This is a genomic window from Pseudomonas sp. MF5691 (assembly GCF_016405645.1).
In the GTDB taxonomy this organism is placed as follows: Bacteria; Pseudomonadota; Gammaproteobacteria; order Pseudomonadales; family Pseudomonadaceae; genus Aquipseudomonas; species Aquipseudomonas shahriarae.
Map to the genome: position 1 here is coordinate 74,165 of NZ_JAEKDC010000005.1, position 26,225 is coordinate 100,389.

The window sequence follows — 26,225 nt, forward strand, 5'->3', positions numbered from 1 at the left end:
TTTCAGCGACGAATACGCGCCTGAAGGAAGGGCAGCACGTCAGCCACCGGCAACGGTTGGGCTTCGGCTTCGGTCCGGCTCTTGTATTCCAGATTGCCATCGGCCAGGCCGCGGTCACTGACCACGATCCGGTGAGGGATGCCAATCAGTTCCATGTCGGCAAACTTGATGCCCGGGCTGGTCTTCTTGTCGCGATCATCCAGCAGCACTTCGAAACCGGCGGCCGTCAGTTCGGCATACAGTTTGTCGGTGGCTTCGCGAACCTGCTCGGTTTCGTAGCGCAGCGGTACCAGGGCGATCTGGAACGGCGCCAGGGTGTCGCTCCAGATAATGCCTTTGTCGTCATGGTTCTGCTCGATGGCAGCGGCCACCACGCGGGAAACGCCAATGCCATAGCAGCCCATTTCCAGGGTCACCGGCTTGCCGTTTTCGCCCAGCACTTCGCACTTCATCGCCTTGCTGTACTTGTTGCCCAGTTGGAAGATGTGCCCCACTTCGATACCGCGCTTGATTTCCAGGGTGCCCTTGCCGTCCGGGCTTGGATCACCGGCCACCACGTTGCGCAGGTCGGCCACGGTTGGAACCGGCAGGTCACGCTCCCAGTTGACGCCGAAGTAGTGCTTGTCATCGATGTTGGCACCGATACCGAAGTCGCTCATCAGCTCGACCGAGCGGTCGATGATGATCGGCAATGGCAGGTTCAGTGGGCCCAGGGAGCCGGCGCCGGCGCCAATGGCGTCACGCAGTTCGGCGTCCGAGGCCATGACCAGCGGGCTGGCGACGCCAGGTTGCTGGGCAGCCTTGATTTCGTTGAGTTCGTGGTCGCCACGGATCACCAGAGCGATCAACTTGCCTTCTTCCTCGGCATGCACGATCAGGGTCTTGATGGTCTTTTCAATCGGCAGATTGAATTTTTCGACCAGGGCCGCAATGGTCTTGGTGTCTGGGGTATCGACCAGGCGCAGTTCTTCAGCCGGCGCAGGACGGGAAGTTTCCCGCGGCACCGCTTCGGCTTTCTCGATGTTGGCTGCGTAGTCGGAGCCGTCGCTGAAGACGATATCGTCTTCGCCGGACTCTGCCAGCACGTGGAACTCATGGGAGCCCGCGCCGCCGATGGAACCGTTGTCCGCTTCGACCGGGCGGAATTTCAGGCCCAGGCGGGTGAACACGTTGCAATAGGCCTGATGCATGCGGTCATAGGTGACCTGCAGCGAAGGCTGATCGGCGTGGAACGAATAGGCGTCCTTCATGATGAACTCGCGGCCACGCATCAAGCCGAAGCGTGGGCGGATTTCGTCACGGAACTTGGTCTGGATCTGATACAGGTTGAGGGGCAGCTGTTTGTAGCTGCTCAACTCGTTGCGCATCAGGTCGGTGATCACTTCTTCATGGGTCGGGCCTGCGCAGAAGTCGCGGCCATGACGATCCTTGAAGCGCAGCAACTCAGGGCCGTACTCTTCCCAGCGCCCGGATTCCTGCCACAGTTCAGCCGGCTGAGTGCTCGGCATCAATACTTCCAGAGAGCCGGCGGCGTTCATTTCTTCGCGAACGATCGCTTCGACCTTGCGCATCACCTTCAAGCCCATGGGCAGCCAGGTGTACAGGCCAGAGGCCAGTTTGCGGATCATACCGGCGCGCAGCATCAGCTGGTGGCTGATCACGACCGCGTCGGAAGGCGTTTCTTTCTGTGTGGCGAGCAAATATTGACTGGTGCGCATGGTAGGCCGTTGTCGGTTGCTTGGACTTGAAGTGACCTGGGATTGTACGGGCGGTCGCCGCCAGAGTACAGGCATCAGGTGGTGACTGGATTTCTGTGGGGCGCTGGCTTCACGTGGGAGCGGGCCAACCCCCACAGGTATCAGCCTTCTTCGGGCGGGTTCAAACGGATCCGCCGGCTTTCCTGGTACCAGTGCAAGGCAATCAGCAGCAGTGTCGGCACACCGAGCATCGCGGTGATCAGGAAGAAGTTGTGATAGCCGAACTTTTCCACCATGACCCCCGAGTAACCACCGATCAGTCGTGGCAACAGCAACATGATCGAGCTGAGCAGGGCGTATTGGGTGGCGGAGAACTTCAGGTTGGTCAGGCTCGACAGGTAGGCGACGAACGCCGAGGTCGCCAGGCCCGAGCTGAAGTTGTCCAGGGAAATGGTGAAGATCAGCATCTGCAGGTCGGCGCCCATGTCGGCGAGCATCAGGAACAGCAAGTTGGTGCCGGCCGAGGTGATACCACCGATAAACAGGATCGGCAGGATGCCGAATCGCACGATCAACAGGCCACCCATGCCGGCGCCGACCAGGGTCATGATCAGGCCGAAGATCTTGCTGACACTGGCGATCTGGTCCTTGGTGAACCCCTGGTCGATATAGAACACGTTGGCCATCACGCCCATCACCGTGTCCGACATGCGGTAGGTGGCGATCAGCCCCAGCAGCAACAGGGCCTGCCAGCGGTAGCGCAGGATAAAGTCGTTGACCGGCGTCAGCACCGGCGCCAGGCCTCGACGGCCCATGGCCGAGAGGCACAGGGCGGTGAGGGTGATATAGAGGATGGCGCGCAGGAAGGCGCGGTCTTCCAGCAGCAGGTCGAGCAGGCTTACGCCTTCGAACAGTACGCTGGCGAAATCGGTGTTGTACAACTGGGTGAACATCGCCGGGACCGACACCAGCAGGACGATCAGCACAAACACCGACATCAGTTGGTGGGCAAACGTGTAGCGCCCGGCCTGCAACTGGGTGCGCAGGGGCACGTCGGGTTCACGCATGAAAAAGCTGGTGAGCAGGGCAGGGATCATCAACACGCCGAACAGCACGTAGGTGCCGGTCCACGCCGAATGCTTATAGTTGAAGCCGGTGGAACCAAAGCCTTCGGCAAAGAACAGCGCGCCCGCCGTGGCCAGCAGGGCGGCGATGCGGTAGCCGGACATATAGCTGGCGGCCAGCGCGGCCTGGCGGCTGTCATCGGCGATTTCCAGGCGATAGGCGTCAACTGCGATGTCTTGGGTTGCGGAGGCGAATGCGACGATAACGGCAATGGCGATCAGCCAGGACAGGTGTTTCTGCGGGTCGCAGAAGCCCATACCGATCAAGCCGAGAATTACCAGGGATTGGGACAGCACCAACCAGGAACGACGACGACCCAACTTGCCCAATAGCGGCAGGCGCCATTGGTCCAGCAGGGGTGACCAGACCCACTTGAACGCATATGCCAGGCCGATCAGGCTCGCATAGCCAATGGTCTCGCGTGCCACACCGGCTTCGCGCAACCAGACTGAGAGCGTCGAGAACACCAACATGTAAGGCAGACCGGCGGCAAAGCCGAGCAATAACAGCACTAACGTCGAGGGGCTGGCATAGGCAGCGAGCGCGGCGCGCCAGGTTTTACGGGGCATGGGCTGGAGTCTGCCTCAGATTTACGGAAACAAAGCGCGCACTCTAACCGCTGTGCTCTACCGGGCGCCAGCCATGGCGCTGAATATCAACGCGATTGTTCAGGATACTGACACCTTCGCTGCGCAAACGCGCACGTTGTTCATCACCTGAAGCGCTGCCCGCCGGCAGACTTATCCGACCGCCGGCGGCGACCACCCGGTGCCAGGGCAATTTCGAACCCTCTGGTAGCTGGCTCAGGGTGCGGCCTACGAAGCGTGCGGCACGCCCCAGTCCAGCCAGGTGCGCCAGTTCGCCATAACTCACCACGCAGCCTTCGGGCACTTGGGCCAAGGTCAGGTACAGCGCAGTACGGCGCATTTCGGACGGGGTTTGCGGCGTTTCGGCGGGCTCGTTCACTGTTCTGGCTGGCTCGGTTGAAATCAGTCGTTTCTATGTAAGAAACATCTGTAAAGATGGCGTTGAGAATTGAACTCAATAGAAAACCTTGAGTCAGTCCTTGCTAAGACTTCAGCTACGCCGATAATGCCCCTTTTTTCGCCAAACTTGAGCCCCGTAAACGCTTATGTTGTCCAGAACCCTGCTGTGCCTCGCTGTTTTTACTGCCTCTACCCCTGTGCTGGCCGATACCATCTGGTTGAAAAACGGTGATCGCCTGACCGGCAAGATCAAGGTTTTCGACGGCGGCAAGCTGTTGATCCAGACTGAATACGCCGGGGCGATCCCGGTGGACTGGAAACAGGTGAAAACCCTGGAAAGCGACCAGGAACTGCTGGTCAAGCAAGACGCCTACACCGGCGAGAAGGCCAAGTCCCTGCACCCGGCCGAGGACGGCAAGGTGATCCTGGCCAACGGCGAGGCTCCCAAGACGGTGGAGTTGGCCAGCATCCAGCAGATCATCAAGCCAAAGCCGGTGATCGAGGATCTGGTGTGGAAGGGCAATGTCGACGTGGCGCTGGACTACAAGCGTGCGGAAAAAGACACCGACGACTACGACATCGACTTCAAGACCACCGCCCGTCACGGCAAGTGGCGGCATATTGCCGAAGGCGAATACAACCGCGAATTCCAGAACGATGTGGTCACCACCGACAACTGGAGCGCCGAGTACGCGCTGGACCGCTTTATTACCGACCAGTGGTTCTGGCAGGGGCGCTTGACCTACAAGCACGACAAGGTTGAAGACCTGCGTCGCCAGCGCACCGTCGGTACCGGTCCGGGTTATCAGTTCTGGGACGATGAACTGGGAGCGTTCTCCCTGGGCTCGCTGCTCAACCGCACTGACTATGAGTACCAGGACGGCGGCAAGGACAACTTCTATTCCCTGGCCATGAAGTGGGACTACAACCGCTACCTGATCGGCAAGACCGTGGAGTTCTTCACCAACGGCGAAGTGGGCAAACCCCTGGCCGGTCCGGCCGACTACGCCCTCGATGCCGAAATGGGCCTGCGCTACAAAGTCACCGAATGGGCCTCGCTCAATCTCAAGGCCGAGCGCGACATCATCAGTGGCGGCTCGGACAGCGACCTGAGCAAGACCCGTTACACCGCAGGGTTTGGCGTGACCTGGTAACTGGAATGTAGGCGCTGGCTTGCCTGCGATAGCGCCACCGCGGTTTCTCAGTATTACCGAGGCGATGCTATCGCAGGCAAGCCAGCTCCCCCACAAGCCGCCCTACATGGGATTTCGCGGTGTCAGTTACAACCGCAGCCCACCATCCAACTCCAGGATGCGCCCGGTGTAATAGTCGTTCTCGAAGATGTACGCCGCCGAATGGGCGATTTCTTCCGGGCGGCCCATGCGCTTGAGCGGGATCCCCGAAGTCATCTTTTCCAGCGCTTCAGGCTTCATGCCCAGTGTCATCTCGGTCTCGATAAAGCCCGGCGCAATACCCGCCACGCGAATGCCATAGCGCGCCAGTTCCTTGGCCCAGGTCACCGTCGCCGCGGCCACGCCGGCCTTGGCCGCCGAATAGTTGGTCTGGCCCACGTTACCCGCGCGGGAGATCGACGAGATGTTGATAATGGCGCCCTGGTTGTTCAGCTCCACCATTTTTGCTGCCACTTCGCGGGTGCAGAGGAACACGCCGGTCAGGTTGACGTCGATCACCGCCTGCCACTGGGCCAGGCTCATCTTGGTCATCTCGCCGTCCTTGACCTTGAGCAGCAGGCCATCACGCAGGATCCCGGCGTTGTTGATCAAACCGTGGATCGCGCCGAAATCCTCGGCGATCTGCGCTACGGTATGAGTCACCTGGTCTTCATCTGCCACATTGCACAGATAGCTGCGCGCGGTGACACCATGGGACTGGCAGGCAGCCACGACCGCATCGAGCTTTTCCTGATTGAGGTCCACCAGTGCCAGATGGGCACCTTTGCTTGCAAAATACTCGGCCATGGAGCGGCCCAGGCCCTGGCAACCGCCGGTGATAATGATTACTTTGTCGTTGAGATGCATTCGCATGTCCTATGAGCAGATTTGAGCGGTTGCCCCAGTCCGTTTTCTGACGGAATTTATCGAAGGAGTCATAAGTTGAGCGTCCACGTTGCCAAGAATGCACGAGAACTACTGCTCAAGGAATACCGTGGGGCGCTGGCCACCCACTCCAAGGCCATGCCCGGCTTCCCCTTTGGTTCGGTGGTGCCTTATTGCCTGGATGCCGAAGGCCGGCCGCTGATCCTGATCAGCCGTATTGCCCAGCACACCCACAACCTGCAAAAAGACCCCAAGTGCTCGCTGTTGGTGGGCGAGCGCGAGGCTGATGATGTGCAAGCTGTCGGGCGCCTGACCTATCTCGCCGAAGCCGAAAAGCTCGAGGACGAGGCGGCCATTGCCGCCGCCGCCGAACGCTACTACCGGTATTTCCCGGACTCGGCCAACTACCACAAGGCCCATGACTTCGATTTCTGGGTGCTCAAGCCGGTGCGGCATCGCTACATCGGCGGTTTTGGGGCGATCCACTGGGTCGATCAGTTGACCCTGGCCAACCCGTTCGCCGGCAAGGCCGAGTTGAGCATGATCGAGCACATGAACAGCGATCACACCAAGGCCATCGCCCACTATGTCGAACTGGCCGGCCTGCCGACGTCCGAGCCGGCGCAACTGGCCGGTATCGACAGCGAAGGCATGCACCTGTGCATCGGTCAGGGCCTGCACTGGTTGCCCTTTGCGGATACTTGCAACACGCCGACACAAGTGCGCGAGGCCTTGGTTTTCCTGGCTCACGCCGAGGCTTGGCCGAAAAAAGCCACCTCGCAAGCTTGAATTCACGAAAGGGCGACGTCATCTAGGGTCTAGTAGCAAGGCATTCTTGCGTTGAGGAACCATTTGATGCGCCCTTTTTTATTGCTCTTTCTGCTGTTTCCGGTGCTGGAGCTGTTCGTATTCGTCAAGGTCAGCGGTGCTATAGGGTTTTTCCCGGCGCTGCTGCTGATTATTCTCGGCTCGATGCTCGGCGTGTTCGTGCTGCGTATCGCCGGCCTGGCCACAGCACTGCGTGCCCGTGAAAGCCTGAATCGCGGCGAGTTGCCGGCCCAGACCATGCTTGAAGGCTTGATGATGGCTTTGGCCGGTGGCCTGTTGATCGTGCCGGGTTTTGTCAGCGATGTGCTGGGTTTGATCCTGCTGCTGCCATTCACCCGGCGCTTGCTGGCAGGCAAGCTGCGCCAGCGTGCCGAAGAAGCGGCGATCCGCCAGCGTGCGTTTGCCGATGACCTGCAGCCTCGTGGTGGCCCGGCACCTCGCCAGCCGTTGGGGCGTGAAGGTGATGTGATCGAAGGTGAGTTCGAGCACCGCGACTCCAAGTAACGCCATCCCTGGCAGGGCACCTTCGGGTGCCCTGCTGACACAAAAATTTTCATCTGCGGCCCTTGTAATAAGCATATACGCCCTTATGTAACGGTCACCGCAAGGTTTCTGGTGGCGACACCAGACAGACTTCCGCGTTTCGCTTGGCGAACCGCGACCGGCACCGCCGGAATACCACCCGCCGGTACTGATACCGGCCGATGAAACTTACAATTAGGAGAGATCGACAATGAGCAAGCTTCGTCCTCTGCACGACCGCGTCGTTATCCGTCGCAGCGAAGAAGAAAAGAAAACCGCTGGCGGTATCGTTCTGCCAGGTTCGGCTGCTGAAAAAGCCAACCACGGTGTGATCGTCGCTGCAGGCCCAGGCAAGACTCTGGAAAACGGTGAAGTGCGTGCGCTGGCCGTTAAAGTCGGTGACAAGGTTGTATTCGGTCCTTACTCCGGCAGCAACACTGTGAAAGTCGACGGCGAAGACCTGCTGGTTATGGCTGAGAACGAGATTCTCGCTGTACTGGAAGGCTGATTCCCCGCTCATTTTCCCGTTACTACAAAGTATTTAAGGAATATCGATCATGGCTGCTAAAGAAGTTAAATTCGGCGATTCCGCCCGTAAGAAAATGCTCACCGGTGTCAACATCCTGGCTGACGCAGTAAAAGCGACCCTGGGCCCGAAAGGCCGTAACGTGATCATCGAGAAGAGCTTCGGCGCTCCGACCATCACCAAGGACGGCGTTTCGGTCGCCAAAGAAATCGAACTGGAAGACCGTTTCGAAAACATGGGCGCGCAGCTGGTCAAAGACGTTGCCTCCCGTGCCAACGATGACGCCGGCGACGGCACCACCACCGCCACCGTTCTGGCTCAGGCCATCGTCAACGAAGGCTACAAAGCCGTCGCTGCCGGCATGAACCCGATGGACCTCAAGCGCGGCATCGACAAGGCGACCATCGCCATCGTTGCTGAGCTGAAAAACCTGTCCAAGCCATGCGCTGACACCAAGGCTATCGCTCAGGTAGGTACCATCTCTGCCAACTCCGACAGCTCCATCGGCGACATCATTGCCGAAGCCATGGAAAAAGTCGGTAAAGAAGGCGTGATCACCGTTGAAGAAGGCACTGGCCTGGAAAACGAACTGTCGGTTGTAGAAGGCATGCAGTTCGACCGTGGCTACCTGTCCCCGTACTTCGTCAACAAACCAGAGACCATGGTTGCCGAGCTGGACAGCCCGCTGATCCTGCTGGTCGACAAAAAGATCTCGAACATCCGCGAAATGCTGCCAGTACTGGAAGCCGTTGCCAAAGCCGGCCGTCCACTGCTGATCGTTTCCGAAGACGTTGAAGGCGAAGCCCTGGCGACTCTGGTTGTGAACAACATGCGCGGTATCGTTAAAGTCGCAGCCGTCAAGGCTCCAGGCTTCGGCGATCGTCGCAAGGCCATGCTGCAGGACATCGCCGTCCTGACCGGCGGTACCGTAATCTCCGAAGAGATCGGCCTGAGCCTGGAAAGCGCCACCCTGGAAAACCTGGGTAGCGCCAAGCGCGTGACCATCTCCAAAGAAAACACCATCATCGTTGACGGTGCTGGCGTTGAGCAGGACATCCAGGCGCGCATCACCCAGATCCGTGCCCAGGTTGCCGAGACTTCCTCGGACTACGACCGTGAAAAACTGCAAGAGCGCCTGGCCAAGCTGTCTGGCGGCGTTGCAGTGATCAAGGTTGGCGCTGGTTCCGAAGTTGAAATGAAAGAGAAGAAAGCCCGCGTTGAAGACGCCCTGCACGCAACCCGTGCGGCCGTTGAAGAAGGCGTGGTACCTGGCGGTGGCGTTGCGCTGATCCGTGCTCTGGAAGCCCTGACCAACCTGACCGGCGACAACGCTGACCAGAACGTCGGTATCGCTGTGCTGCGTCGTGCTGTTGAAGCACCGCTGCGCCAGATCGCTGCCAACTCCGGCGACGAGCCAAGCGTTGTAGTCAACGAAGTCAAGAACGGCAAAGGTAACTACGGTTACAACGCTGCGACTGGCGTCTACGGCGACATGATCGAAATGGGCATCCTGGACCCTACCAAGGTGACTCGTTCCGCGCTGCAGGCTGCAGCCTCCATCGGTGGCCTGATCCTGACCACCGAAGCTGCAATCGCTGACAAGCCGAAAGCAGAAGGCTCGGCTGGCGGCGGTATGCCAGACATGGGCGGTATGGGTGGCATGGGCGGCATGATGTAAGCCAGCCTTACCCCCGATGCATAAAAGCCCCGCCTGAGTGATCAGGCGGGGCTTTTTTATCGATTGAAAACAGTAATCGGTTGACCGTTCAGGCCTAGCGGTAAGCCATACTTGGCCTTAAGCTGCGCGAGCCAACACGGCTGTTACCGCGTACGGAGACACTGCCCATGCGAATTTTATTGGTTGAAGACAACCGCGATATTCTGGCCAACCTGGCGGATTACCTCGGACTCAAGGGCTATACCGTGGACTGTGCGCAGGACGGTTTGTCTGGCCTGCACCTGGCGGCCACCGAGCATTACGACCTGATCGTGCTCGATATCATGCTGCCTGGGATTGATGGCTACACCCTGTGCAAACGCCTGCGTGAAGACGCGCGCCGCGACACACCGGTGATCATGCTCACCGCCCGCGACCAATTGGACGACCGCCTGCAAGGCTTCAAGTCGGGGGCCGATGACTATCTGCTCAAGCCGTTTGCCCTGTCGGAACTGGCCGCACGTATCGAAGCCGTGCTGCGTCGCGCCCAGGGTGGCGGCCGGCGCGAGCTGCAAGTCGGCGATCTGTCCTACGACCTCGACACCCTGGAAGTGACCCGCGAAGGACGCCTGCTCAAGCTCAACCCTGTCGGCCTGAAACTGCTCGCGGTGTTGATGCAGAAAAGCCCGCATGTCCTGCGCCGCGAAGTGCTTGAAGAGGCCCTGTGGGGCGATGACTGCCCGGACAGCGACAGCCTGCGCAGCCATGTCCACCAACTGCGCCAAGTGATCGACAAGCCATTTGCCAAACCCTTGCTGCAAACCGTGCATGGCGTGGGTTATCGCTTGGCCGAGGGTCGTGATGGAGTTTAAGCAAAGCCTTGCCCAGCGGATCATCATTGCCTTTGCGCTGATGAGCGCGCTGGTGGCGGGGGCCTTCGCCATGGGCATCGTCGCCACGGTGCACCTGGTGGAAGAAAAACTGATTTCGGCGGGGCTGGGCGGCGACCTGCAGCGTCTGCTGTTGATGGACAGTGTCGAAGACTGGCGCCACCGTCCCGAGCCGGACCAGCTGTTCTATTTCAGCGGCGGACGCGGGGATTTCCAACTGCCCAAGGACTTGCGGCATCTGGACGCCGGCTTTCACGAAGTATTTCGCGATGCGCTTTCCTACCATGCCATGGTCGAGATCGTCGACGGCCGGCGTTATGTCCTGCTGCAAGACCAGAGCGATTTCGAAGAGCGCGAGCGCGTGTTGTTTGCAGTGGTGCTGGTAGGGTTTGTACTCAGCCTGGCACTGGCGGTATTCCTCGGCTGGGTCCTTGCCCGTAAGGTGATGGCACCGGTGGTGCGCCTGGCGCGCCAGGTGCGGCATCGTGACCAATTACTGGGGCTGGCGCCGCCGCTGGCGCCGGACTATGCGGCCGACGAAGTGGGCGAACTGGCAGTGGCCTTCGACGCCACCCTTGGCCGTCTGCGCCAGGCCCTGACCCGTGAGCGCCTGTTCACCAGCGATGTCAGCCATGAACTGCGCACGCCCTTGATGGTGCTGGCCAGTTCCTGCGAACTGCTGCTGGAAAACCCGGCGATTGATTCACGGGGGCGTAAACAGGTCGAGCGTATCGCCCGGGCCTGCGAGGAAATGCGCGAGCTGGTGCAGACCTTCCTGATGCTGGCCAGAGCCCAGCATGACGACACCACGATGTCGCCCCAGGTCAGCCTCTCCGAGGTTGCGGAGGGCTTGCTGGGGATCTGGCGCGAACCTATCGAGCGCAAGGGCATCGAGTTGTTCTACCTGCCGGGCAACCCTCTCGACACCCGCTACAACGCCACCTTCCTGCATGCGGTCATGGGCAACCTGCTGCGCAACGCCCTGCACTACACCGAACACGGGTTTATCCGCCTGACCCTGGAGCCTACTGGCTTTGTAGTGGAAGACAGCGGGGTGGGGATTCCCGAAGACAAGCGCGAGGCTATGTTCGAGCCGTTTGTACGCGGTAACGAAAAACGCGGTGACGGCCTGGGCCTGGGTTTGTCACTGGTCCAGCGCATCTGCGAGAGCCAGGGCTGGGTGGTCAGCCTCAGTACCATGGAGCCCAGTGGTTGTCGCTTCCATGTTGAATTGAACCAGGTCAAATCCTGAGCCCTTTCCTGCCCCTTCCCAAGGGGCAGATTCCCGCCTGTTCGGCGAAGATGGCTTCATGCCATGCTTTTTCCCTGTAAAACCTTGTAATTCTTTAGGGTTAGACGGGACGTTTTTTTCACAAAGGGTTGACCTGCGGATGACGTGCGACTGCTTAAGGTTGCAGGCATCAGTCTAGGAGATCCGTGGATGGCTACCCCTATCAAACTTGAATTTTCCGCCAAGTACGACGACCGGCACGCTCAACAATATCTGCTTAAACATCAGGGCAAGTTGGCGCGGCGGCTGTCGCACAAACGGGATGAGCAATTGGCCCGCGGTGCGCTGGCGATGGCCGGTGAGCCTGGTCTGGTGTTGGATTTGCCATGCGGTGCCGGGCGCTTCTGGCCACTGCTGGCAGAAAAGCCCAACCGGGTGATTATCGGCGCGGACAATTCCGAGGCCATGTTAAGCATCGCCACTGCGTCGCAACCGGCGGATGTGCTCAAGCGGGTACGGCCCTTGCAGACATCAGCGTTTGATATCGACCTGCCAGACAACGCAGTGGACAGCATTTTCTGCATGCGTCTGCTGCACCACATCGGCGACCCGGCGCATCGGCTGGCGTTATTGAAAGAATTTCAAAGGGTTACCCGCGATAGCGTGATCATTTCGTTGTGGGTGGATGGCAACTTCAAGGCCTGGAAACGCAAGCGCCTGGAAATGCAGCGCCGCAACAAAAGTGAGCAGGAGAGTTACCGAAATCGTTTTGTGTTACCGGCTGCTACTGTTGAAGCTGAGTTTGAGCAAGCTGGTTTCCGCGTCCAGGAGTATTTGGACTTCATACCGCTGTACGCCATGTGGCGAGTGTATGTATTGCGCAAGAGGTAGCAGGATGGCAGTTGAGTACGTAGCAGGCAGTCACGTAGCTCCCGAAGAGCGCTTCGATTACTTCTGGCGGCAGCAGGGCGAGTGGGTCGAGGAGCCCAATCGGCGTCGAGGGGGCGAAAGCGGTGTACAGCGGGTAATCGGCACCAATGGGCGCTTGCTCTACAGCAAGCGCCAGACAGGTCACACTTATCGCAGCTGGCTGCATCCTTTTGGGCGGCCCACGGTGTTGCGCGAGCGCGATGCGCTCAGGGGCCTGCGCTTGCTCGATGTGGGGGTTCCGGAACTGGTGTTCTGTGGCGCCCGTCGTGATCCGGACCAACAGTGGAAGGCTTTGCTGGTGACGGCGGCTTTGGATGGCTTTGTGGATATCGACAGCTGGTACGCCGCCGGTGGCCGTGCGCAATGTGGGGAACTGGTGCATGAGCGCCTGCTAGCTGAGTTGGCGCAAACCCTGGCGCGCATGCACAAGGGGCGCTGGCAGCATGGCTGCCTGTACAGCAAGCATATTTTTGTGCGGGTCAGCGGGGCGGCAGAGGGCGCGACGGTCGAAGTGGCGCTGCTGGATCTCGAGAAGAGTCGCCAACGCTTGACCGCCCGCCGGGCCGCTGACCATGACATGCAGCAGTTGCGGCGCCATTCGTCGTGGAATGCCGCCGACTGGCAAAAACTCAGCTACTTTTACGAAGCGGCGTTTGGCAGCGCTATCAAGGGTTTAACCTAATGAAGCTAGAAATAGCACGAGGTTTGTTTCTGTTGGGGGCCTTGGGCATCGCCTCCCTGGCCCTGGCTGCCTGGGAGCAGCCCCGCACAGAAGTCCTCAGCGCGGCGCACAACGGCGGGCAATGCCCGGTGCCGCGGATCGCCAAGACCACGGGGGTTACGCAGCCTGATCATCAGCTTTTGCTGTTTATGTTTGGGATGTCCCAAGGGATGAGGCCTGCGAGTTGAAGAGATTGACGCCCCTGTAAAAGGCCCCGCAGTGCGGGGCCTTTTGTTTTTTGCGTGTTGCTGCGTTCTTGGTCTGGGATGGCGGCTATACGCTCAGCCCTGGCGGGGCGCCTCAGATCAAGATCAAAAGCAGAGCCACAGTAGAACCGGAGCGCGAAGCCGCTTTCCCTGGTGGGTGTGGGAGCTGGCTTGCCAGCGATGGCGCCGGCACTGCTAGCCTTTATGTTGTCTGACACACCGCTATCGCAGCCTCGCAGGGCGAGACAGCTCCCACAGGGGCCGCAGAAACGGATAGGTACTCAATCAATCCACCGCCGCCAAGACCTCACGCTTAGCCAACAACGTATAAACACACGGCAACACAAACAGCGTAAACAACGTACCCACAGACATCCCCGTAGCAATCACCATCCCGATATCAAACCGACTGACCGCCCCGGCCCCTGTGGCAAAGATCAACGGCACCATGCCAAACACCATCGCTGCCGTGGTCATCAACACCGGGCGCAGGCGAATCGCCGCCGCTTCTTCCACTGCTTCACGGGGCGTCAGGCCCTTGTCCTTGCGCAACTGGTTGGCAAACTCGACGATCAGGATCCCGTGCTTGCTGATCAGCCCGATCAACGTCACCAACCCCACCTGGGTGTAGATGTTCATGCTCGACCAACCCAGGAACAAGGGGATCAACGCGCCGCAGATCGACAGCGGCACCGTCACCAGGATCACCAGCGGGTCACGGAAGCTTTCGAACTGTGCCGCCAGCACCAGGAAGATGATGGCCAACGCCAGGCCAAAGGTGACCCACAGCGCGCTGCCTTCCTGGATGAACTGGCGTGAGGCGCCGCTGTAGTCGAAGGCGTAGCCGGCCGGGGTTTCTTCGATGGCGATCTGACGCACGGTGTCGATGGCCTCGCCCATGCTGACAATCGGGAAGCCCGAGATCAGCGCCGAGTTGAGTTGCTGGAACTGGTTCAGTTGGCGCGGGCGCGCGCGGTCACTGATGCTGATCAGGGTCGACAGCGGCAACAACTCGCCCTGGGTGTTTTTCACGTAGTAACTGTTCAGCCACTCGGGGTTGTCCCGGTAGGCCCGCTCGACCTGGGCGATGACCTTGTAGCTGCGCCCATCAATGGTGAACCGGTTGATTTCCGCCTCCGCCAGCAAGGTCGCCAGTGTGCTGCCCAGATCCTGCATCGACACCCCCATCTGCGCCGCCTTGGCGCGGTCGATGTCCACCACCACCTCGGGTTTGTCGAATGCCAGGTCGATATCGACAAAGGCGAACTTGCCCGACTCCATGGCCCGTTTCTTCACGCGGTCGGCCACTTGCAGCAACGACTCATAGTCATTGGGTGTGTTGATCACAAAACCGAAGGGCAGGCCTTCGCCGGTACCGGGCAGTGATGGCAGGTTGAAGCCGAATACCTGCAAGCCGGGGATCTGCTCCAGGCGTTTCTGCACCTCAGGCAGGATCTGCATCTGCGTGCGGTCGCGCTCGTTCCACGGTTTGAGCAGGAAGCCGCCGATGCCCGATTGCACCCCGTTGAACCCATTGATCTGGAACGAGGAGTAGTACTCCGGGAAGTCCTTGAAGATCGTGATGAACTCGTCGGTGTAGGTGTTCAGGTAGTCCAGGTTGGTCGGCTGTGGTGCGCTGGCCATCATAAAGATGATGCCCTGGTCTTCATCCGGGGCCAGTTGCGACTGGGTGAATTTGAGGAAAACCGGGATCAGGCACAGCACGATCAGGGCAAACACGATCACCACCGGCCGGGTGTTCAATGTGCCGTGCAGCATTGTCTGGTAGCGGCGCTTGAGGCCTTCGAAGATGCGGTCCAGGCGATGGGCCAGGCCCGTGGGGTTTTCGTCGTGGCGCAACAGCAGGGCGCACATCATCGGTGACAGGGTCAGGGCGACGATGCCGGAAATCACCACCGCACCGGCCAGGGTCAGGGCGAACTCCTTGAACAACGCCCCGGTCAGCCCCTCGAGGAAACCGATGGGCGCATACACCGCCGCCAGGGTGATGGTCATCGACACCACCGGCACGGCAATCTCCCGCGCGCCTTCCAGCGCAGCGTCCAGTGGCGTCTTGCCTTCTTCAATATGGCGGTGGATGTTCTCCACCACCACAATGGCATCATCCACCACCAGGCCGATGGCCAGCACCATCGCCAGCAGTGTCAGCAGGTTGATGGAGTAGCCCATCAGTTGCATGAAAAACAGCACGCCAATCATCGACAGCGGGATGGTCACCACCGGGATCACCACCGAGCGCAGCGCCCCGAGAAACAGGAACACCACGACGATCACGATCAGCACCGCTTCAAACAGGGTCTTGACCACTTCGTTGATGGACGCCTGGATAAACAGCGTGGCGTCGTAGGCGATTTCTGCCTTGAGATTGGGCGGCAACTGGGATTCCAGCTCCGGCATCAGCTTGCGTACTTCTTTGATCACATCCAGCGGGTTGGCACTGGGCGTGGCCTTGATGCCGATGTACACCGAAGGCGTACCGCCAAAGGAACTGATGGCGTTGTAGTTTTCCGCGCCCATTTCCACCCGGGCCACGTCGCCCAGCAGCACCCGGCTGTCGCCATCGGTCTTCACGGTGATGGCGGCGAAGGCCTCGGCGGTCTTCAAATCGGTGTTGGCGTTGATGCTGGTGACCACATACTCACCCTTCACTTCGCCGGCGGCGGAGAGGAAGTTGTAGTGGCGCACGGCGTCGGTGACGTCACTGGCGCTCAGGCCAAAGCCCGCGAGCTTGACCGGGTCCAGCCACAGGCGCATGGCAAATACCTGGTTGCCGAGGATCTCGGCTTCGGCCATGCCGGGCAGGGTCGCCAGCTTGGGCTGGATCACCCGCGACAGGTAGTCGGTGATCTGCGGGTTGCTCAGTTGCTGGCTGGAGAAGCTGATGTACATCAGCGCCGAGGCATCTGCGGCCTCCTTGCTCAACACCGGGTCTTCGGCGTCCTGGGGCAGTTTGTTCTTGACCTCGTTGGCCTTGGCCAGCAGCTCGGTGAACAGCCGGTCGCTGTTGGCGCCGATCCGCGCATAGATGGAAATCACCGAGAAGTTCTGGCGACTGACCGAGGTCATGTAGTCGATACCTTCGGCACTTGCCAGGCTTTGCTGCAACGGCTGGGTGATGTAGCCCTGGATCGTCTCGGCATTGGCCCCGGGGTAAGCGGTAGTCACCGTGATCAGGGCATTTTCCATGGATGGGTATTGGCGCAGTGGCAGTTTGCTGTAGGCCTGGAAACCCAGGAGCACGATCAGCAGGCTGACCACCATGGCCAGCACCGGGCGGCGGATAAACGTGTCGGTAAACGCCATGGCTCAGTTCCTTGAACCGTCGTTGCGCGGAGGTTGGCCAGGGGCGGCCGGCAGGTTTTTATCCGCAGTGATGGCGATATGCGCACCGGTGTCGAGCTTGATCTGCCCGGCGCTGACCACTTGCTCGCCACTGCTCAGGCCTTTGGTGATCAGCACCAGGCCATCGCGCCGTTCGCCGGTTTCGATAAAGCGCCGTTCGGCGATCAGGATCGGTTGACCGTTGGCATCTTTTTCGAGGCTGCCGTCCTCGGTCTTTTTCTGTGTTACCACGTAGGCTGAGTTGCCGTAGAGGGTGTAAGTAATGGCACTTTCCGGTATCACCACCTGCGCTTGCGGGTCGGGCAACAGCACTTGCAGGCTGCTGAACATGCCCGGTAGCAGTTTATTGTCCGGGTTGGCCAGGGTCGCTCGAACCAGCACGTTACGGGTGCTGCTCTCGACTTTCGGGTTGATCGCACTGAGGGTGCCGGGGAAGGTCAGTTTCGGGTAGGCCGAGACTTGCACCTGTACCCCCTGGCCCACGGCCAGCTTGGGCACCGACTGCTCGGGCACATAAAAGTCCACATAGAGGCTGCTCAGGTCCTGCAAGGTGGCAATCACCGTGCCGCTGGCCAGATAGTCGCCCACATCGACCTGACGAATGCCGATAGTGCCGCTGAACGGCGCGACGATGTGTTTCTTGGCCAGGGACGCTTTGAGCTGGTTGACCGTGGCCTTGTTTTTTTGCAGTTGCGCCGAGAGCCGGTCGAACTCGCCCTTGGAGATCGCCTGGCTGCCCACCAGTTGGCTGCCGCGCCCGTAATCGAGCTGGGCCAGACCCAGGTCGGCCTGGGCGGTTTGCAGCAGGGCGTCTTCCACCGCACTGTCGAGTTGCACCAGCGGCTGCCCGGCCTTGACCTTCTGCCCCGACTCGAACTGCACGTCCTTGACCGTGCCTGCAATCTCCAGGGCGAGGTTCACCCCCTGCAAGGCCTTGAGCGTACCCACCGCCGGCAGGCGCTGTTGCCACGGTTGTTCGACCGCGGTGGCCACCGCCACGCTGATCGGCGGTTTGGGCGCGGAAAAGACCTGGATCTGCTGATAGATGGAAAAGGCTTTATAGCCCCCCAGCAGCAGGACGATGAGCAGCACAACGGCCAACATGATCAGCATGCGACGACGCAGCATATTCCGGTTCCTTGGAAAAAACTGAGGCAGACGAAGACGAACGATTCGGCACATTACTCCGAGTTTCGGGGGGATTCCAACTGGTAAATTTCAGCGTTCGCGGGCAGGCTCAAGCGCAATGGTTTTGAGGCGTAGGGGAATAGGGAAAGGGGTGTCAGGCCTTTCCCATATGAGGTCAGGGGGCGGGCATGTCACGCTTGGCCAGCGCCGTATACACCGACGGCAGGACGAACAAAGTGAACAAGGTCCCGATCGACATCCCGGTGGCGATCACCATGCCGATATCAAACCGGCTGACCGCGCCGGCACCGCTGGAAAACACCAGCGGGATCACCCCCAGCACGGTAGCGATGGTGGTCATCAGCACCGGCCGCAAGCGGATCGCGGCGGCTTCTTCGATGGCGGCACGCGCCGACAGCCCCTGCTCCTTGCGCAACTGGTTGGCGAACTCGACGATCAGGATGCCGTGCTTGCTGATCAGGCCGATCAGCGTGACCAGGCCGATTTGTGTGTAAATGTTCAGGGTCGACCAGCCGAGGAACAGCGCAATCAATGCCCCGCAGATCGACAGCGGCACCGTCACCAGGATCACCAGCGGGTCACGCAGGCTTTCAAACTGGGCCGCCAGCACCAGGCCGATGATCGCCAACGCCAGGCCGAACGTACCCCACAGCGCATTGCCCTCCTGCACAAACTGGCGCGTGGCGTTGCTGTAGTCGAAGGTGTAGCCCGCCGGAGCCTCTTCCTGGGCGATGGCTTGTACGGTCTCCAGGGCGTTGCTCATACCGACAATCGGGTAAGCCGAGACCAGCACCGAATTGAGCTGCTGGAACTGGTTCAACTGTCGCGGGCGTACCTGTTGGCTGGAGACGGTGATCAACGTCGACAGGGGCAGTAATTGGCCCTTGGCATTTTTGACGTTGTAGTGACTCAGCCAGTCCGGGTTGTCGCGGTAGGTGCGCTCGACCTGGGCAATGACCTTGTACAGATTGCCATCAATCCTGAAGCGGTTGATTTCCGTTTCAGCCAGCAGGGTCGCCAGGGTAAGGCTCAGGTCCTGCATGGACACGCCCATTTGCGCGGCCTTGGCCCGGTCAATGTCGATCACTACTTCGGGCCGGTCGAAGGCCAGGTCGATATCCACGTAGGCAAACTTCCCGGAGTCGATGGCCCGCTGTTTGACGCGCTCGGCCACCGCCAGCATCGACTTGTGGTCCTGCTGGGAACTGATGACAAAACCAAAAGGCAGGCCTTCGCCCGTACCCGGCAAGGACGGCAGGTTAAAGGCAAATACTTGCAGGCCGGGGATGCTGTCGAGCTTTTTGCGCAGCGGCGCCAGCACCTCCATCTGCGTGCGCTCGCGCTGGTCCCACGGGCGCAGTTGGAAACCGCCCACCCCCGAATGCACGCCATCGAGGCCATTGATCTGGAACGAGGCCTGGTACTCGGGCAGGGTCTTGAACAGCGCGATGAAGTCCTGGGTGTAACGGTTGAGGTAGGCCAGGTTGCTCGGCTGCGGTGCGCTGGCGAGGATAAAGATCAGGCCCTGGTCCTCATCGGGGGCCAGCTCGGAGAGGGTGAAGGTGAGCATGGCGGGAATCAGGCCGAGGATCAGCAGGGCGAACACGATGACCACCGACTGCGCCTCCATGATCTGATGCAGGCGGCGCTGGTAACGCTGCTTCAGATGGTTGAACAGCCGGTCCAGGACCAGGGACAGGCCCCGTGGCTGTTCTTCAGGGCGCAATAACAGGGCGCACATCATCGGTGACAGGGTCAGCGCAACGATACCGGAAATCACCACGGCCCCGGCCAGGGTCAGGGCAAACTCCTTGAACAGCGCCCCGGTCAACCCCTGCAGGAAACCGATGGGCGCATACACCGCGGCCAGGGTAATGGTCATCGAAATCACCGGCACGCACACCTCCCGCGCGCCTTTGATCGCGGCCTCAAGGGGCGACTTGCCTCGTTCGATATGCCGATGAATGTTCTCCATCATCACAATGGCGTCATCCACCACCAGGCCAATGGCAAGGACCATGGCCAGCAGCGTCAGGACGTTGATCGAGTAGCCCATCAGTTGCATGAAGAACAGCGTGCCGACCAGCGACAGGGGAATGGTGATGACGGGAATCACCACGGCGCGCAAAGAGCCCAGAAACAGGAACACCACCAGCACCACAATCAGGATGGCTTCCAGCAGGCTCGACAGCACATGGTCGATAGAGGCGTTGATATACAACGTCGAGTCGTAGGCGATATCGGCTTGCAGATGAGGCGGTAACTGCGCCTGCAGCAGGGGCATCAGTTCGCGTACGCGCTTGCCCAGCTCCAGCGGGTTGGCGTCGGGGGTCGGCTTGATGCTGATGTAGGTCGCGGGCAGGCCATTGAATGAACTGAAGCTGTCGTAGTTCTGCGCACCCAGCTCCACCCGCGCCACATCCCCGAGGCGGACCTGGCTGTCGCCGTTGGTTTTCAAGGTGATGGTCCGGAAGCCTTCAACCGACTGCAGTTCGGTATTGGCCGTGACACTGGTAACGACTAATTCACCTGTGGCGTCGCCGGCAATGGACTGTACGTTGTAGCGCTTGATGGCCTGGGTCACATCGCTGGCGCTCAAACCAAAGCCTGCGAGTTTCAGCGGATCAAGCCAGATACGCATGGCAAAGCTTTGGTTGCCGATGATCTGGGCCTCGGCCATGCCCGGCAGAGTCACCAGGCGAGGCTGGATCACACGCAGCAGGACGTCGGTGATTTGCGCATTGTTCATGGTGTCGCTGGAAAAACCCAGGTACATCAGCGCGGTGTTATCCGCCGCGACCTTGTTCAGCACCGGATCCTCTATGTCCCGGGGCAGTTGGTTCCTTACTTCATTGGTCTTGGCCAACAGCTCGGTGAACAACCGGTCGCTGTCGGCCCCGACCCGCCCGTAGATGGAAATAATCGACACATTCTGCCGGCTGGTGGAGCGCATGTAGTCGATGCCTTGCGCGCTTGCCAGGCTTTTCTGCAGAGGTTGTGTGATGTAGCTCTGCACGGTCTCGGCACTGGCGCCTGGAGAGACCGTGGTCACCGTGACCAGCGCACTTTCCATCTGCGGGAATTGGCGCAATGGTAATTGCCCAAACGCCTGCCAGCCCAGCAACACGATCAACAGGCTGACCACCAGGGCCAGTACGGGGCGGCGGATAAACAGGTCGGTGAACGTCATTTTTCGTTCTCCCGTTGGGCCGCCAGTGGACGCTCATCAGTTTGGTTCCGGTGGATGCTGATGCGCACTGAGGTACCGTTTTGCAATTTGATCTGGCCGGCAGTAACGACCTGTTCGCCCTTGGCCAGCCCTTTGGCAATTACGATGGTGCCGTCGCGTCGCTCGCCCGTTTCGACCAGGCGTTGTTCGGCGATCAGCAGCGGCTTGCCCTCGGCATCCAGCTCGTCACGGCCTTCGCTGTTTTTGCGCGGGGCTACGACGTACACATACTGGCCATAGGGGCTGTAGGCGATTGCGCTCTCCTCGATCACGATATGCAAACCCGGGTTCGCCAGCAGCACCTGCAAGTGGGCGAACATTCCCGGCAACAGGTCGGCGGGCGGATGAGTCAGGGTGGCGCGTACCAACACATTTCGCGTGTGGGTGTCGACGATGGGGTCGATGGCGCTAATGGTGGCGAGACTGGAAAGTCCTGGGCGTGCCGAGACTTCAATGCGCACGGACTGGCCGATCTTGATCAGTTGAACGGCGTGCTCGGGGATGTGGAAATCGACGTAAAGGCTATTGGCGTCCTGCAGGCTGGCGATCACGGTGGCGCTTTGCAGGTAGTCACCGATGTTGACTTGGCGGATGCCAAGGGTGCCGTTGAACGGGGCGACGATGCGTTTTTTGTCCAGCGCCGTGCGGCGTTGTGCAACGACGGCATTGTTGCGGTTGAACTCGGCGGACAGTCGGTCGAACTCCTCTTGGGAGATGGCGTTGATCGCCACCAGTTCGCGGCCGCGCTGGAAGTTCTGCCGGGCCAGGCTGCGGTCCGCCAGGGCGACGTCCAGCGCGGCCTGCTCGGCCTGATTCTCAAGTTGCAGCAGGGTTTGCCCTTGCTTGACCACTTGCCCGGAGTCGAAGTGCAACTGGGTGACGACGCCGGGCACCTCGATACTCAGGTTGATGCCCTGCAATGCCTTGAGGGTGCCAGCGGCGGGCAACTGGCGCTGCCAGGGTTGTTCGAGGGCGGTTGCCACCGCCACGCTGACGGGCGGCTTTGGCGCATGCAGCAGCTGCAGCTGTTGGTAAACCCAGAACGCTTTATAGCTGGCGAGCATCAGCACGACCAGCAGTACGATGCTGAGCATGGTAATCATCCGGCGGCCCGGCATAGTTGCTTCCTTGTGAAGGTGACAGGGTGCGGAGGGCGCGCGCAGGGGCGCTCGCTGGCACGATGAGCCAGGCAGTCTTCATCAGAAAGGCGAGTGCTATAAGGCGGAAAGTCGGACGTGTCTGTGAGATGAGTAGTCCCCGTGGCGGGGTTTTTTCACAGGTTGCGTAGGGTTTTTCTGGTGAGTCGGCTCCCAGGTGTGGGCCCGGGAGCGCGACAGTGGCTTTAGATCAGATGCAGGTGGTTATCCCAGAACCCAGCTGGCAGATCCAGTGGCTTGGCCACCAGTTGGGGCTGCCGGCAATCGTAGAAACGGCAACGACCCTGGCCAGAGGTCACGACAAACCCGTCGGCCACTGCGCCGACGCCGGCGCAGTCAGGCAACGGCCCGTCCAGGCGCAGTTCGCCACTGTCCATGTCCCAGATAAAGAAGCGATTGCCCCGTGGCGCGGTCAGTGCCACCAGACGCAACTCGCTGTGTACGGCCACGCTGGCGGTGTAGTGCCCCATGGCCTGCAATTGCTCATCGGCCACCGGGAACGCCACGAACGGTTGCCCTGGACGCTTGATCGCCAACAGTTCGGAACGCTCCTGGGAAGGCCCCATAAACTGTTGCCCGGTGAGGATCGTGCCATCGCTGGCGATCCCCATATGGCGCACGCTGTTCATTGGCTGGCTCAGGGTTTCCTTGCTCAGCAGGGTGCCGTCGCGCTGCATCAGCACCAGGCTCGGCTCCATGGCGTTGAGGTTCATCTCGACCCGGCTTTCGGCCTCGGTGCGAATGCCACCATTGGCCACGATCAGAGTCTCGCCATCGGGCATCCACGACACCTGGTGCGGGCCGATGCCGTGGGTGGACATCTCCCCGCTGTGTACCAGGCGCTCACCTTCGAACCTGTACACGCCCAGTAGGCCGCGACCGGGGTCGGTGGTGTCGTTTTCCGTGGCGTATAGCCAGTCGCCGCTCTTGTGAATGACCGCATGCCCATAAAAGTGCCGGTTGGCCTGGGACGTCACGGTTTGCAGCAGCGTGCCGTCGCGCAGGTCCACCAGGTAGCTCTCGGTGCCGGGGCGGCGCGCCACGAACAAGGCGATGGGCAGGCTCGGGTGGTTGATGATGTCGTGGCAACGCTGGCCAACCTGGGTGGCGAACACCTGGCTGCCGTCCAGGCGATAGCCCACGGCGTAGTGCTTGCCGTCGGCATCATCCCGGGCCGACAGCAACAGCGGGCTGTCGCCCTTGCGCTTGAACAGCGTCCAGCCGCCCAGGGTGATTGCACTGAGCAGCACGCTGCCGATGGCCAAAGCCTGTCGCCTGAGCATCATCAGTCACCGTCGTTGGCATTGAAGCCCAGTTGGATGCCCAGCGCCTTGGCCAGTTCGCCTTCATGCAGGCGGTGGACCACGTTGAGGCTGTCGTAGATAGCGTTGAGTTGCTCGCGCCCGGCGTCGTCGGCCAGCAGTTCATTGAGCGAACGCTGGTTGCTGTCGAACAGCTTCAGGGCGGCGGCGTAGGCGGCGTCGATCTTTTCGGCCAGAGGTTTCTGGTCGGCAGGCAGCAGGCCGCGCAGGCCTTTGTTGTCGACCCCGACCCACACGGTCTGGGCCGCCGCGAGGCTGGCTCGCAAGCCTTGCAGGGACGACTGGCTGCGCCACGCATCGGCCTGGAATGGCTGCGGGATGCCCTTGGACAGGCGACCCATCGGTGTGCCGAGCTTTTTCTTCAGGGTATCCAGGGCCGTGACCTGCACGCGCAGCAGTTCGGCGATGGCTTCGTGGGAATCGGCGTAGCGCTGGTTAGGAAACTTGGTCATCTGCGCGAGCATGCCGTCGGTGCTGTTCCAACTGGCCAGAATCTCTTCGGCCAATTGCTTCTGGCGCTCGCCGATGGCCATCAGCAGCGGGCAGTAGCGGGCTTTCTGGGCGTCGTTGGCGATGTCGGTCTTGGCGTCATACAGGATGTATTCGTAGGCCGACAGGCCTTGCACTACCACGCTGGACTTGGCCAGGGCGGCGGCGTCGATCTGTGGCTGGGCGGTGGCCAGTTGCTCGACCTGGCGGCCGACGAGGTTTTTCTTGTCGGGCCAGAACTGCACCTGCCAGGCGCGATTGCCTTCAGCCAGCGGGCCGATCAGCAGCGGTTGCAACTCGGCCCAGGCTTTTTGCGCGTGGAGGAAGTCGGCGCGGGCGGTCTCCAGGGATTCCTTGCCTTGGCAGTAAGCCAGGGCGCTGACGGCCAACTGCCGGTCAGCTTCGACCCAGCGGCTGTAGGTCGGCAGGATCACTTGCTTGGCGATGGCTGCCGAGGTGACCGCTTGCGGATCCTGCGGCGAGCAGGCGCCAAGGGCCAGGGCGGCCAGGCTGGTGAACAATAACTTGGGACGGAACATGTCGAGCTCCCTTCAATAATTGGGGCAAAGCTTATAGAGAATTCAGGAACGCGAGCAATGCTGCTCGCTGCTGCGCATTAAAAGACAACACCTGTTGCTGCGCCGCCTGGGCCTCACCGCCGTGCCACAGCACGGCTTCGAGCAGGTTGCGGGCACGGCCGTCATGCAGGAACTGGGTGTGGCCACTGACGTTTTGCGTCAGGCCAATGCCCCACAACGGCGGCGTGCGCCAGTCGCGGCCACCGGCCTTGAACTCGCTGCGGTTATCGGCCAGGCCCTCGCCCATGTCGTGCAGCAGCAAATCGCTGTACGGTCGGATGACCTGGTTGGCCAGCTCCGGTTCGGCGGCATTGCTGGCGGTGGTGAACTTCGGTGTGTGGCATGCCTGGCAACCGGCCTGGAAGAACAGGTTCTTGCCGTCCAGCACTTGTTGCGCGTTGACGTCGCGTCGGGCGGGCACGGCCAGGTTCCGGGTGTAGAACAGCACCAGGCGCAGGATGTTATCGCTGACTTCCTGCTCGCCATTTTCGCCGTTGCCGTTGGGCGCCTGCTTACAGGCAACCTGTGCGTCGGTGCAGTCGTCCATGGGCCGCAGGCTGGTGGTCAGGCCCATATCACCAGAGAACGCGTGAACATTTTGTTGATTGAGGTTCGGCTGCCCGGCTTTCCAGCCAAAGCGCCCGAGCACGGTTTTTTGCTGGGCATCGTCCCAGACCCAGTTCGGGCGGCCGAGCACGCCGTTTTTGTCCGGGCGTTTGCTGGCGTTTTGCAGGATGTCCGCGTCGCTGATGGCTTCGAGCAGGCCCAGGCCGATCATCGGCGGTGCTACACGGGCGGAAAACCGCGTATCCGGGTGCATCGGCCCGTAGCCGAGCTGGGTGATCTGCAGGCTCGGCTTGCGCAACTCCACCACCGTACCGTCATTGAACGTGACGTTGACCGGTGTGTAGTCGACCCGCACCTTGCCTTCCGGGACGACACCGGGCACGGCCATGTCCTGCAACTGCCCGCCATACACCGGCTCGGGCACGATCCCCAACTGTTCGATGACCTTGGCATAGGGCGGCGAATCCGGGATCGACAGGCGTACCAGCATCGACACCGCATTGTTGGCCTCAGGCGCGGGCGGATGGCCGCGCCCGTCCTTGATATGGCAGTTCTGGCAAGCATTGGTGTTGAACAGCGGCCCCAGCCCGTCGCGGGCGGTGGTGGTGGCCGGGGCGATCACCCATGGATTGCGGAAAAAACTGTTGCCGACGCTGAAGTCCAGGCGGCGGGTTGGTGCCAGGTTGGCCGACGGCAGCGAAAAGGCATTCTGGTCGGTCTTGCGCACCGTGGTGCTGCCCCCCGAACGGGCTTCACCGGGCTCGGCCTGGGTAAACGTCGGCGGCGGGGCGTCATCGCAGGCACTCAGACTCACGGCCATCAAGAGTGCAGACAGGCGAAGAAGCAAACGGGGCATCAAGAATCCTGGAAGACGGGCGAGGGTGGATGAAATTCAGGGGCAAAGTCTAACAGGGCGGGGCGGATTGAATAAGAGCAATTATCGTTTGCTCCAATCTGATGCATTCCCGCTAGAATGACCGCACATTTTTTTTGGA

The 26,225-nt window shown here is 60.7% G+C and carries 21 protein-coding genes; 10 read left to right on the plus strand and 11 right to left on the minus strand.

Features of this window, described 5'->3' with window-relative positions; all coding sequences use genetic code 11:
* Positions 1-2: 2 nt before the first annotated feature.
* The 3 genes from JFT44_RS09540 to JFT44_RS09550 all read right to left on the minus strand — a co-directional run bounded on the left by JFT44_RS09540 (position 3) and on the right by JFT44_RS09550 (position 3,749).
* The gene (locus tag JFT44_RS09540) at positions 3-1,718 is read right to left on the minus strand and encodes a proline--tRNA ligase (protein ID WP_057439372.1); all 1,716 of its coding nucleotides are present in this window, start codon (positions 1,716-1,718) and stop codon (positions 3-5) included.
* Positions 1,719-1,858: 140 nt separating this feature from the next.
* A complete protein-coding gene (locus tag JFT44_RS09545) occupies positions 1,859-3,391 on the minus strand; it encodes an AmpG family muropeptide MFS transporter (protein ID WP_057958638.1) in 1,533 nt (510 codons plus the stop codon).
* Between the two features lie 43 nt (positions 3,392-3,434).
* A complete protein-coding gene (locus tag JFT44_RS09550; protein ID WP_178111897.1) occupies positions 3,435-3,749 on the minus strand; it encodes an MGMT family protein in 315 nt (104 codons plus the stop codon).
* 205 nt (positions 3,750-3,954) lie between these two features.
* Here JFT44_RS09550 and JFT44_RS09555 point away from each other — a divergent pair, with 205 nt between their 5' ends.
* Complete coding sequence (locus JFT44_RS09555) at positions 3,955-4,962, plus strand: DUF481 domain-containing protein (protein ID WP_198830590.1); 1,008 nt, start codon at positions 3,955-3,957, stop codon at positions 4,960-4,962.
* A 126-nt stretch (positions 4,963-5,088) separates the two neighbouring features.
* Here JFT44_RS09555 and JFT44_RS09560 read toward each other — a convergent pair whose 3' ends face one another.
* Positions 5,089-5,847, minus strand: coding sequence for an SDR family oxidoreductase (locus JFT44_RS09560; RefSeq protein ID WP_198830591.1), 759 nt, complete (start codon positions 5,845-5,847; stop codon positions 5,089-5,091).
* 75 nt (positions 5,848-5,922) lie between these two features.
* On the opposite strand from JFT44_RS09560, the gene JFT44_RS09565 reads away from it, so the two are divergent.
* The 9 genes from JFT44_RS09565 (at position 5,923) to JFT44_RS28625 (ending at position 13,358) form a co-directional block, all read left to right on the plus strand.
* Complete coding sequence (locus tag JFT44_RS09565; RefSeq protein ID WP_198830592.1) at positions 5,923-6,654, plus strand: HugZ family protein; 732 nt, start codon at positions 5,923-5,925, stop codon at positions 6,652-6,654.
* A 66-nt stretch (positions 6,655-6,720) separates the two neighbouring features.
* Positions 6,721-7,197: an FxsA family protein gene (locus tag JFT44_RS09570; RefSeq protein ID WP_057439377.1), complete on the plus strand. Its 477-nt coding sequence runs from the start codon at positions 6,721-6,723 to the stop codon at positions 7,195-7,197.
* A gap of 229 nt (positions 7,198-7,426) precedes the next feature.
* Complete coding sequence (gene groES / locus JFT44_RS09575; protein WP_017846112.1) at positions 7,427-7,723, plus strand: co-chaperone GroES; 297 nt, start codon at positions 7,427-7,429, stop codon at positions 7,721-7,723.
* Between the two features lie 49 nt (positions 7,724-7,772).
* Entirely contained in the window at positions 7,773-9,419 is a 1,647-nt protein-coding gene (gene groL, locus JFT44_RS09580) for a chaperonin GroEL (RefSeq protein WP_057439378.1), read from the plus strand.
* A gap of 167 nt (positions 9,420-9,586) precedes the next feature.
* Positions 9,587-10,270, plus strand: a complete 684-nt coding sequence (colR, locus tag JFT44_RS09585) for a two-component system response regulator ColR (protein WP_029295378.1) — start codon at positions 9,587-9,589, stop codon at positions 10,268-10,270.
* The gene (locus JFT44_RS09590; protein ID WP_057439379.1) at positions 10,260-11,540 is read left to right on the plus strand and encodes a HAMP domain-containing sensor histidine kinase; all 1,281 of its coding nucleotides are present in this window, start codon (positions 10,260-10,262) and stop codon (positions 11,538-11,540) included. Before colR ends, JFT44_RS09590 begins: the two co-directional genes overlap by 11 nt.
* 189 nt (positions 11,541-11,729) lie before the next feature.
* Positions 11,730-12,410 (plus strand): class I SAM-dependent methyltransferase, encoded by a 681-nt coding sequence (locus JFT44_RS09595; RefSeq protein WP_057439380.1) that lies wholly within the window; start codon positions 11,730-11,732, stop codon positions 12,408-12,410.
* Between the two features lie 4 nt (positions 12,411-12,414).
* A complete protein-coding gene (locus JFT44_RS09600; RefSeq protein ID WP_057444707.1) occupies positions 12,415-13,131 on the plus strand; it encodes a lipopolysaccharide kinase InaA family protein in 717 nt (238 codons plus the stop codon).
* Positions 13,131-13,358 carry a hypothetical protein gene (locus JFT44_RS28625; RefSeq protein ID WP_057958645.1) on the plus strand — a complete coding sequence of 76 codons (228 nt, stop codon included), beginning with the start codon at positions 13,131-13,133 and terminating at the stop codon, positions 13,356-13,358. The genes JFT44_RS09600 and JFT44_RS28625 overlap by 1 nt, the downstream gene beginning before the upstream one ends.
* A 303-nt stretch (positions 13,359-13,661) precedes the next feature.
* Here the strand turns inward: JFT44_RS28625 and JFT44_RS09605 are convergent, their stop codons facing one another.
* From JFT44_RS09605 to JFT44_RS09635, 7 genes are all read right to left on the minus strand, one after another.
* On the minus strand, positions 13,662-16,700 hold the full coding sequence (locus tag JFT44_RS09605) for a multidrug efflux RND transporter permease subunit (RefSeq protein WP_057439381.1): 3,039 nt from the start codon (positions 16,698-16,700) through the stop codon (positions 13,662-13,664).
* 3 nt (positions 16,701-16,703) lie between these two features.
* Positions 16,704-17,867, minus strand: a complete 1,164-nt coding sequence (locus JFT44_RS09610) for an efflux RND transporter periplasmic adaptor subunit (protein ID WP_057958647.1) — start codon at positions 17,865-17,867, stop codon at positions 16,704-16,706.
* 175 nt (positions 17,868-18,042) lie between these two features.
* A complete protein-coding gene (locus tag JFT44_RS09615) occupies positions 18,043-21,078 on the minus strand; it encodes a multidrug efflux RND transporter permease subunit (RefSeq protein WP_198830593.1) in 3,036 nt (1,011 codons plus the stop codon).
* Positions 21,075-22,235, minus strand: coding sequence for an efflux RND transporter periplasmic adaptor subunit (locus JFT44_RS09620; protein ID WP_198830594.1), 1,161 nt, complete (start codon positions 22,233-22,235; stop codon positions 21,075-21,077). The genes JFT44_RS09615 and JFT44_RS09620 overlap by 4 nt, the downstream gene beginning before the upstream one ends.
* A 224-nt stretch (positions 22,236-22,459) precedes the next feature.
* A complete protein-coding gene (locus JFT44_RS09625; RefSeq protein ID WP_057958650.1) occupies positions 22,460-23,557 on the minus strand; it encodes a DUF1513 domain-containing protein in 1,098 nt (365 codons plus the stop codon).
* 2 nt (positions 23,558-23,559) lie between these two features.
* Complete coding sequence (locus JFT44_RS09630) at positions 23,560-24,624, minus strand: imelysin family protein (protein ID WP_057439384.1); 1,065 nt, start codon at positions 24,622-24,624, stop codon at positions 23,560-23,562.
* Between the two features lie 31 nt (positions 24,625-24,655).
* A complete protein-coding gene (locus JFT44_RS09635) occupies positions 24,656-26,086 on the minus strand; it encodes a di-heme oxidoredictase family protein (protein WP_057958652.1) in 1,431 nt (476 codons plus the stop codon).
* Positions 26,087-26,225: the final 139 nt, after the last annotated feature.

Excerpts from the sequence above, each read along its gene's own strand:
- JFT44_RS09540 (WP_057439372.1), bottom strand. The coding sequence starts at position 1,718 with ATGCGCACCAGTCAATATTTGCTCGCCACACAGAAAGAAACGCCTTCC.
- JFT44_RS09545 (WP_057958638.1), bottom strand. The coding sequence starts at position 3,391 with ATGCCCCGTAAAACCTGGCGCGCCGCGCTCGCTGCCTATGCCAGCCCC.
- JFT44_RS09550 (WP_178111897.1), bottom strand. The coding sequence starts at position 3,749 with ATGCGCCGTACTGCGCTGTACCTGACCTTGGCCCAAGTGCCCGAAGGC.
- JFT44_RS09555 (WP_198830590.1), top strand. The coding sequence starts at position 3,955 with ATGTTGTCCAGAACCCTGCTGTGCCTCGCTGTTTTTACTGCCTCTACC.
- JFT44_RS09560 (WP_198830591.1), bottom strand. The coding sequence starts at position 5,847 with ATGCATCTCAACGACAAAGTAATCATTATCACCGGCGGTTGCCAGGGC.
- JFT44_RS09570 (WP_057439377.1), top strand. The coding sequence starts at position 6,721 with ATGCGCCCTTTTTTATTGCTCTTTCTGCTGTTTCCGGTGCTGGAGCTG.
- groES (WP_017846112.1), top strand. The coding sequence starts at position 7,427 with ATGAGCAAGCTTCGTCCTCTGCACGACCGCGTCGTTATCCGTCGCAGC.
- groL (WP_057439378.1), top strand. The coding sequence starts at position 7,773 with ATGGCTGCTAAAGAAGTTAAATTCGGCGATTCCGCCCGTAAGAAAATG.
- colR (WP_029295378.1), top strand. The coding sequence starts at position 9,587 with ATGCGAATTTTATTGGTTGAAGACAACCGCGATATTCTGGCCAACCTG.
- JFT44_RS09590 (WP_057439379.1), top strand. The coding sequence starts at position 10,260 with ATGGAGTTTAAGCAAAGCCTTGCCCAGCGGATCATCATTGCCTTTGCG.
- JFT44_RS09595 (WP_057439380.1), top strand. The coding sequence starts at position 11,730 with ATGGCTACCCCTATCAAACTTGAATTTTCCGCCAAGTACGACGACCGG.
- JFT44_RS09600 (WP_057444707.1), top strand. The coding sequence starts at position 12,415 with ATGGCAGTTGAGTACGTAGCAGGCAGTCACGTAGCTCCCGAAGAGCGC.
- JFT44_RS28625 (WP_057958645.1), top strand. The coding sequence starts at position 13,131 with ATGAAGCTAGAAATAGCACGAGGTTTGTTTCTGTTGGGGGCCTTGGGC.
- JFT44_RS09605 (WP_057439381.1), bottom strand. The coding sequence starts at position 16,700 with ATGGCGTTTACCGACACGTTTATCCGCCGCCCGGTGCTGGCCATGGTG.
- JFT44_RS09610 (WP_057958647.1), bottom strand. The coding sequence starts at position 17,867 with ATGCTGCGTCGTCGCATGCTGATCATGTTGGCCGTTGTGCTGCTCATC.
- JFT44_RS09615 (WP_198830593.1), bottom strand. The coding sequence starts at position 21,078 with ATGACGTTCACCGACCTGTTTATCCGCCGCCCCGTACTGGCCCTGGTG.
- JFT44_RS09620 (WP_198830594.1), bottom strand. The coding sequence starts at position 22,235 with ATGCCGGGCCGCCGGATGATTACCATGCTCAGCATCGTACTGCTGGTC.
- JFT44_RS09625 (WP_057958650.1), bottom strand. The coding sequence starts at position 23,557 with ATGCTCAGGCGACAGGCTTTGGCCATCGGCAGCGTGCTGCTCAGTGCA.
- JFT44_RS09630 (WP_057439384.1), bottom strand. The coding sequence starts at position 24,624 with ATGTTCCGTCCCAAGTTATTGTTCACCAGCCTGGCCGCCCTGGCCCTT.
- JFT44_RS09635 (WP_057958652.1), bottom strand. The coding sequence starts at position 26,086 with ATGCCCCGTTTGCTTCTTCGCCTGTCTGCACTCTTGATGGCCGTGAGT.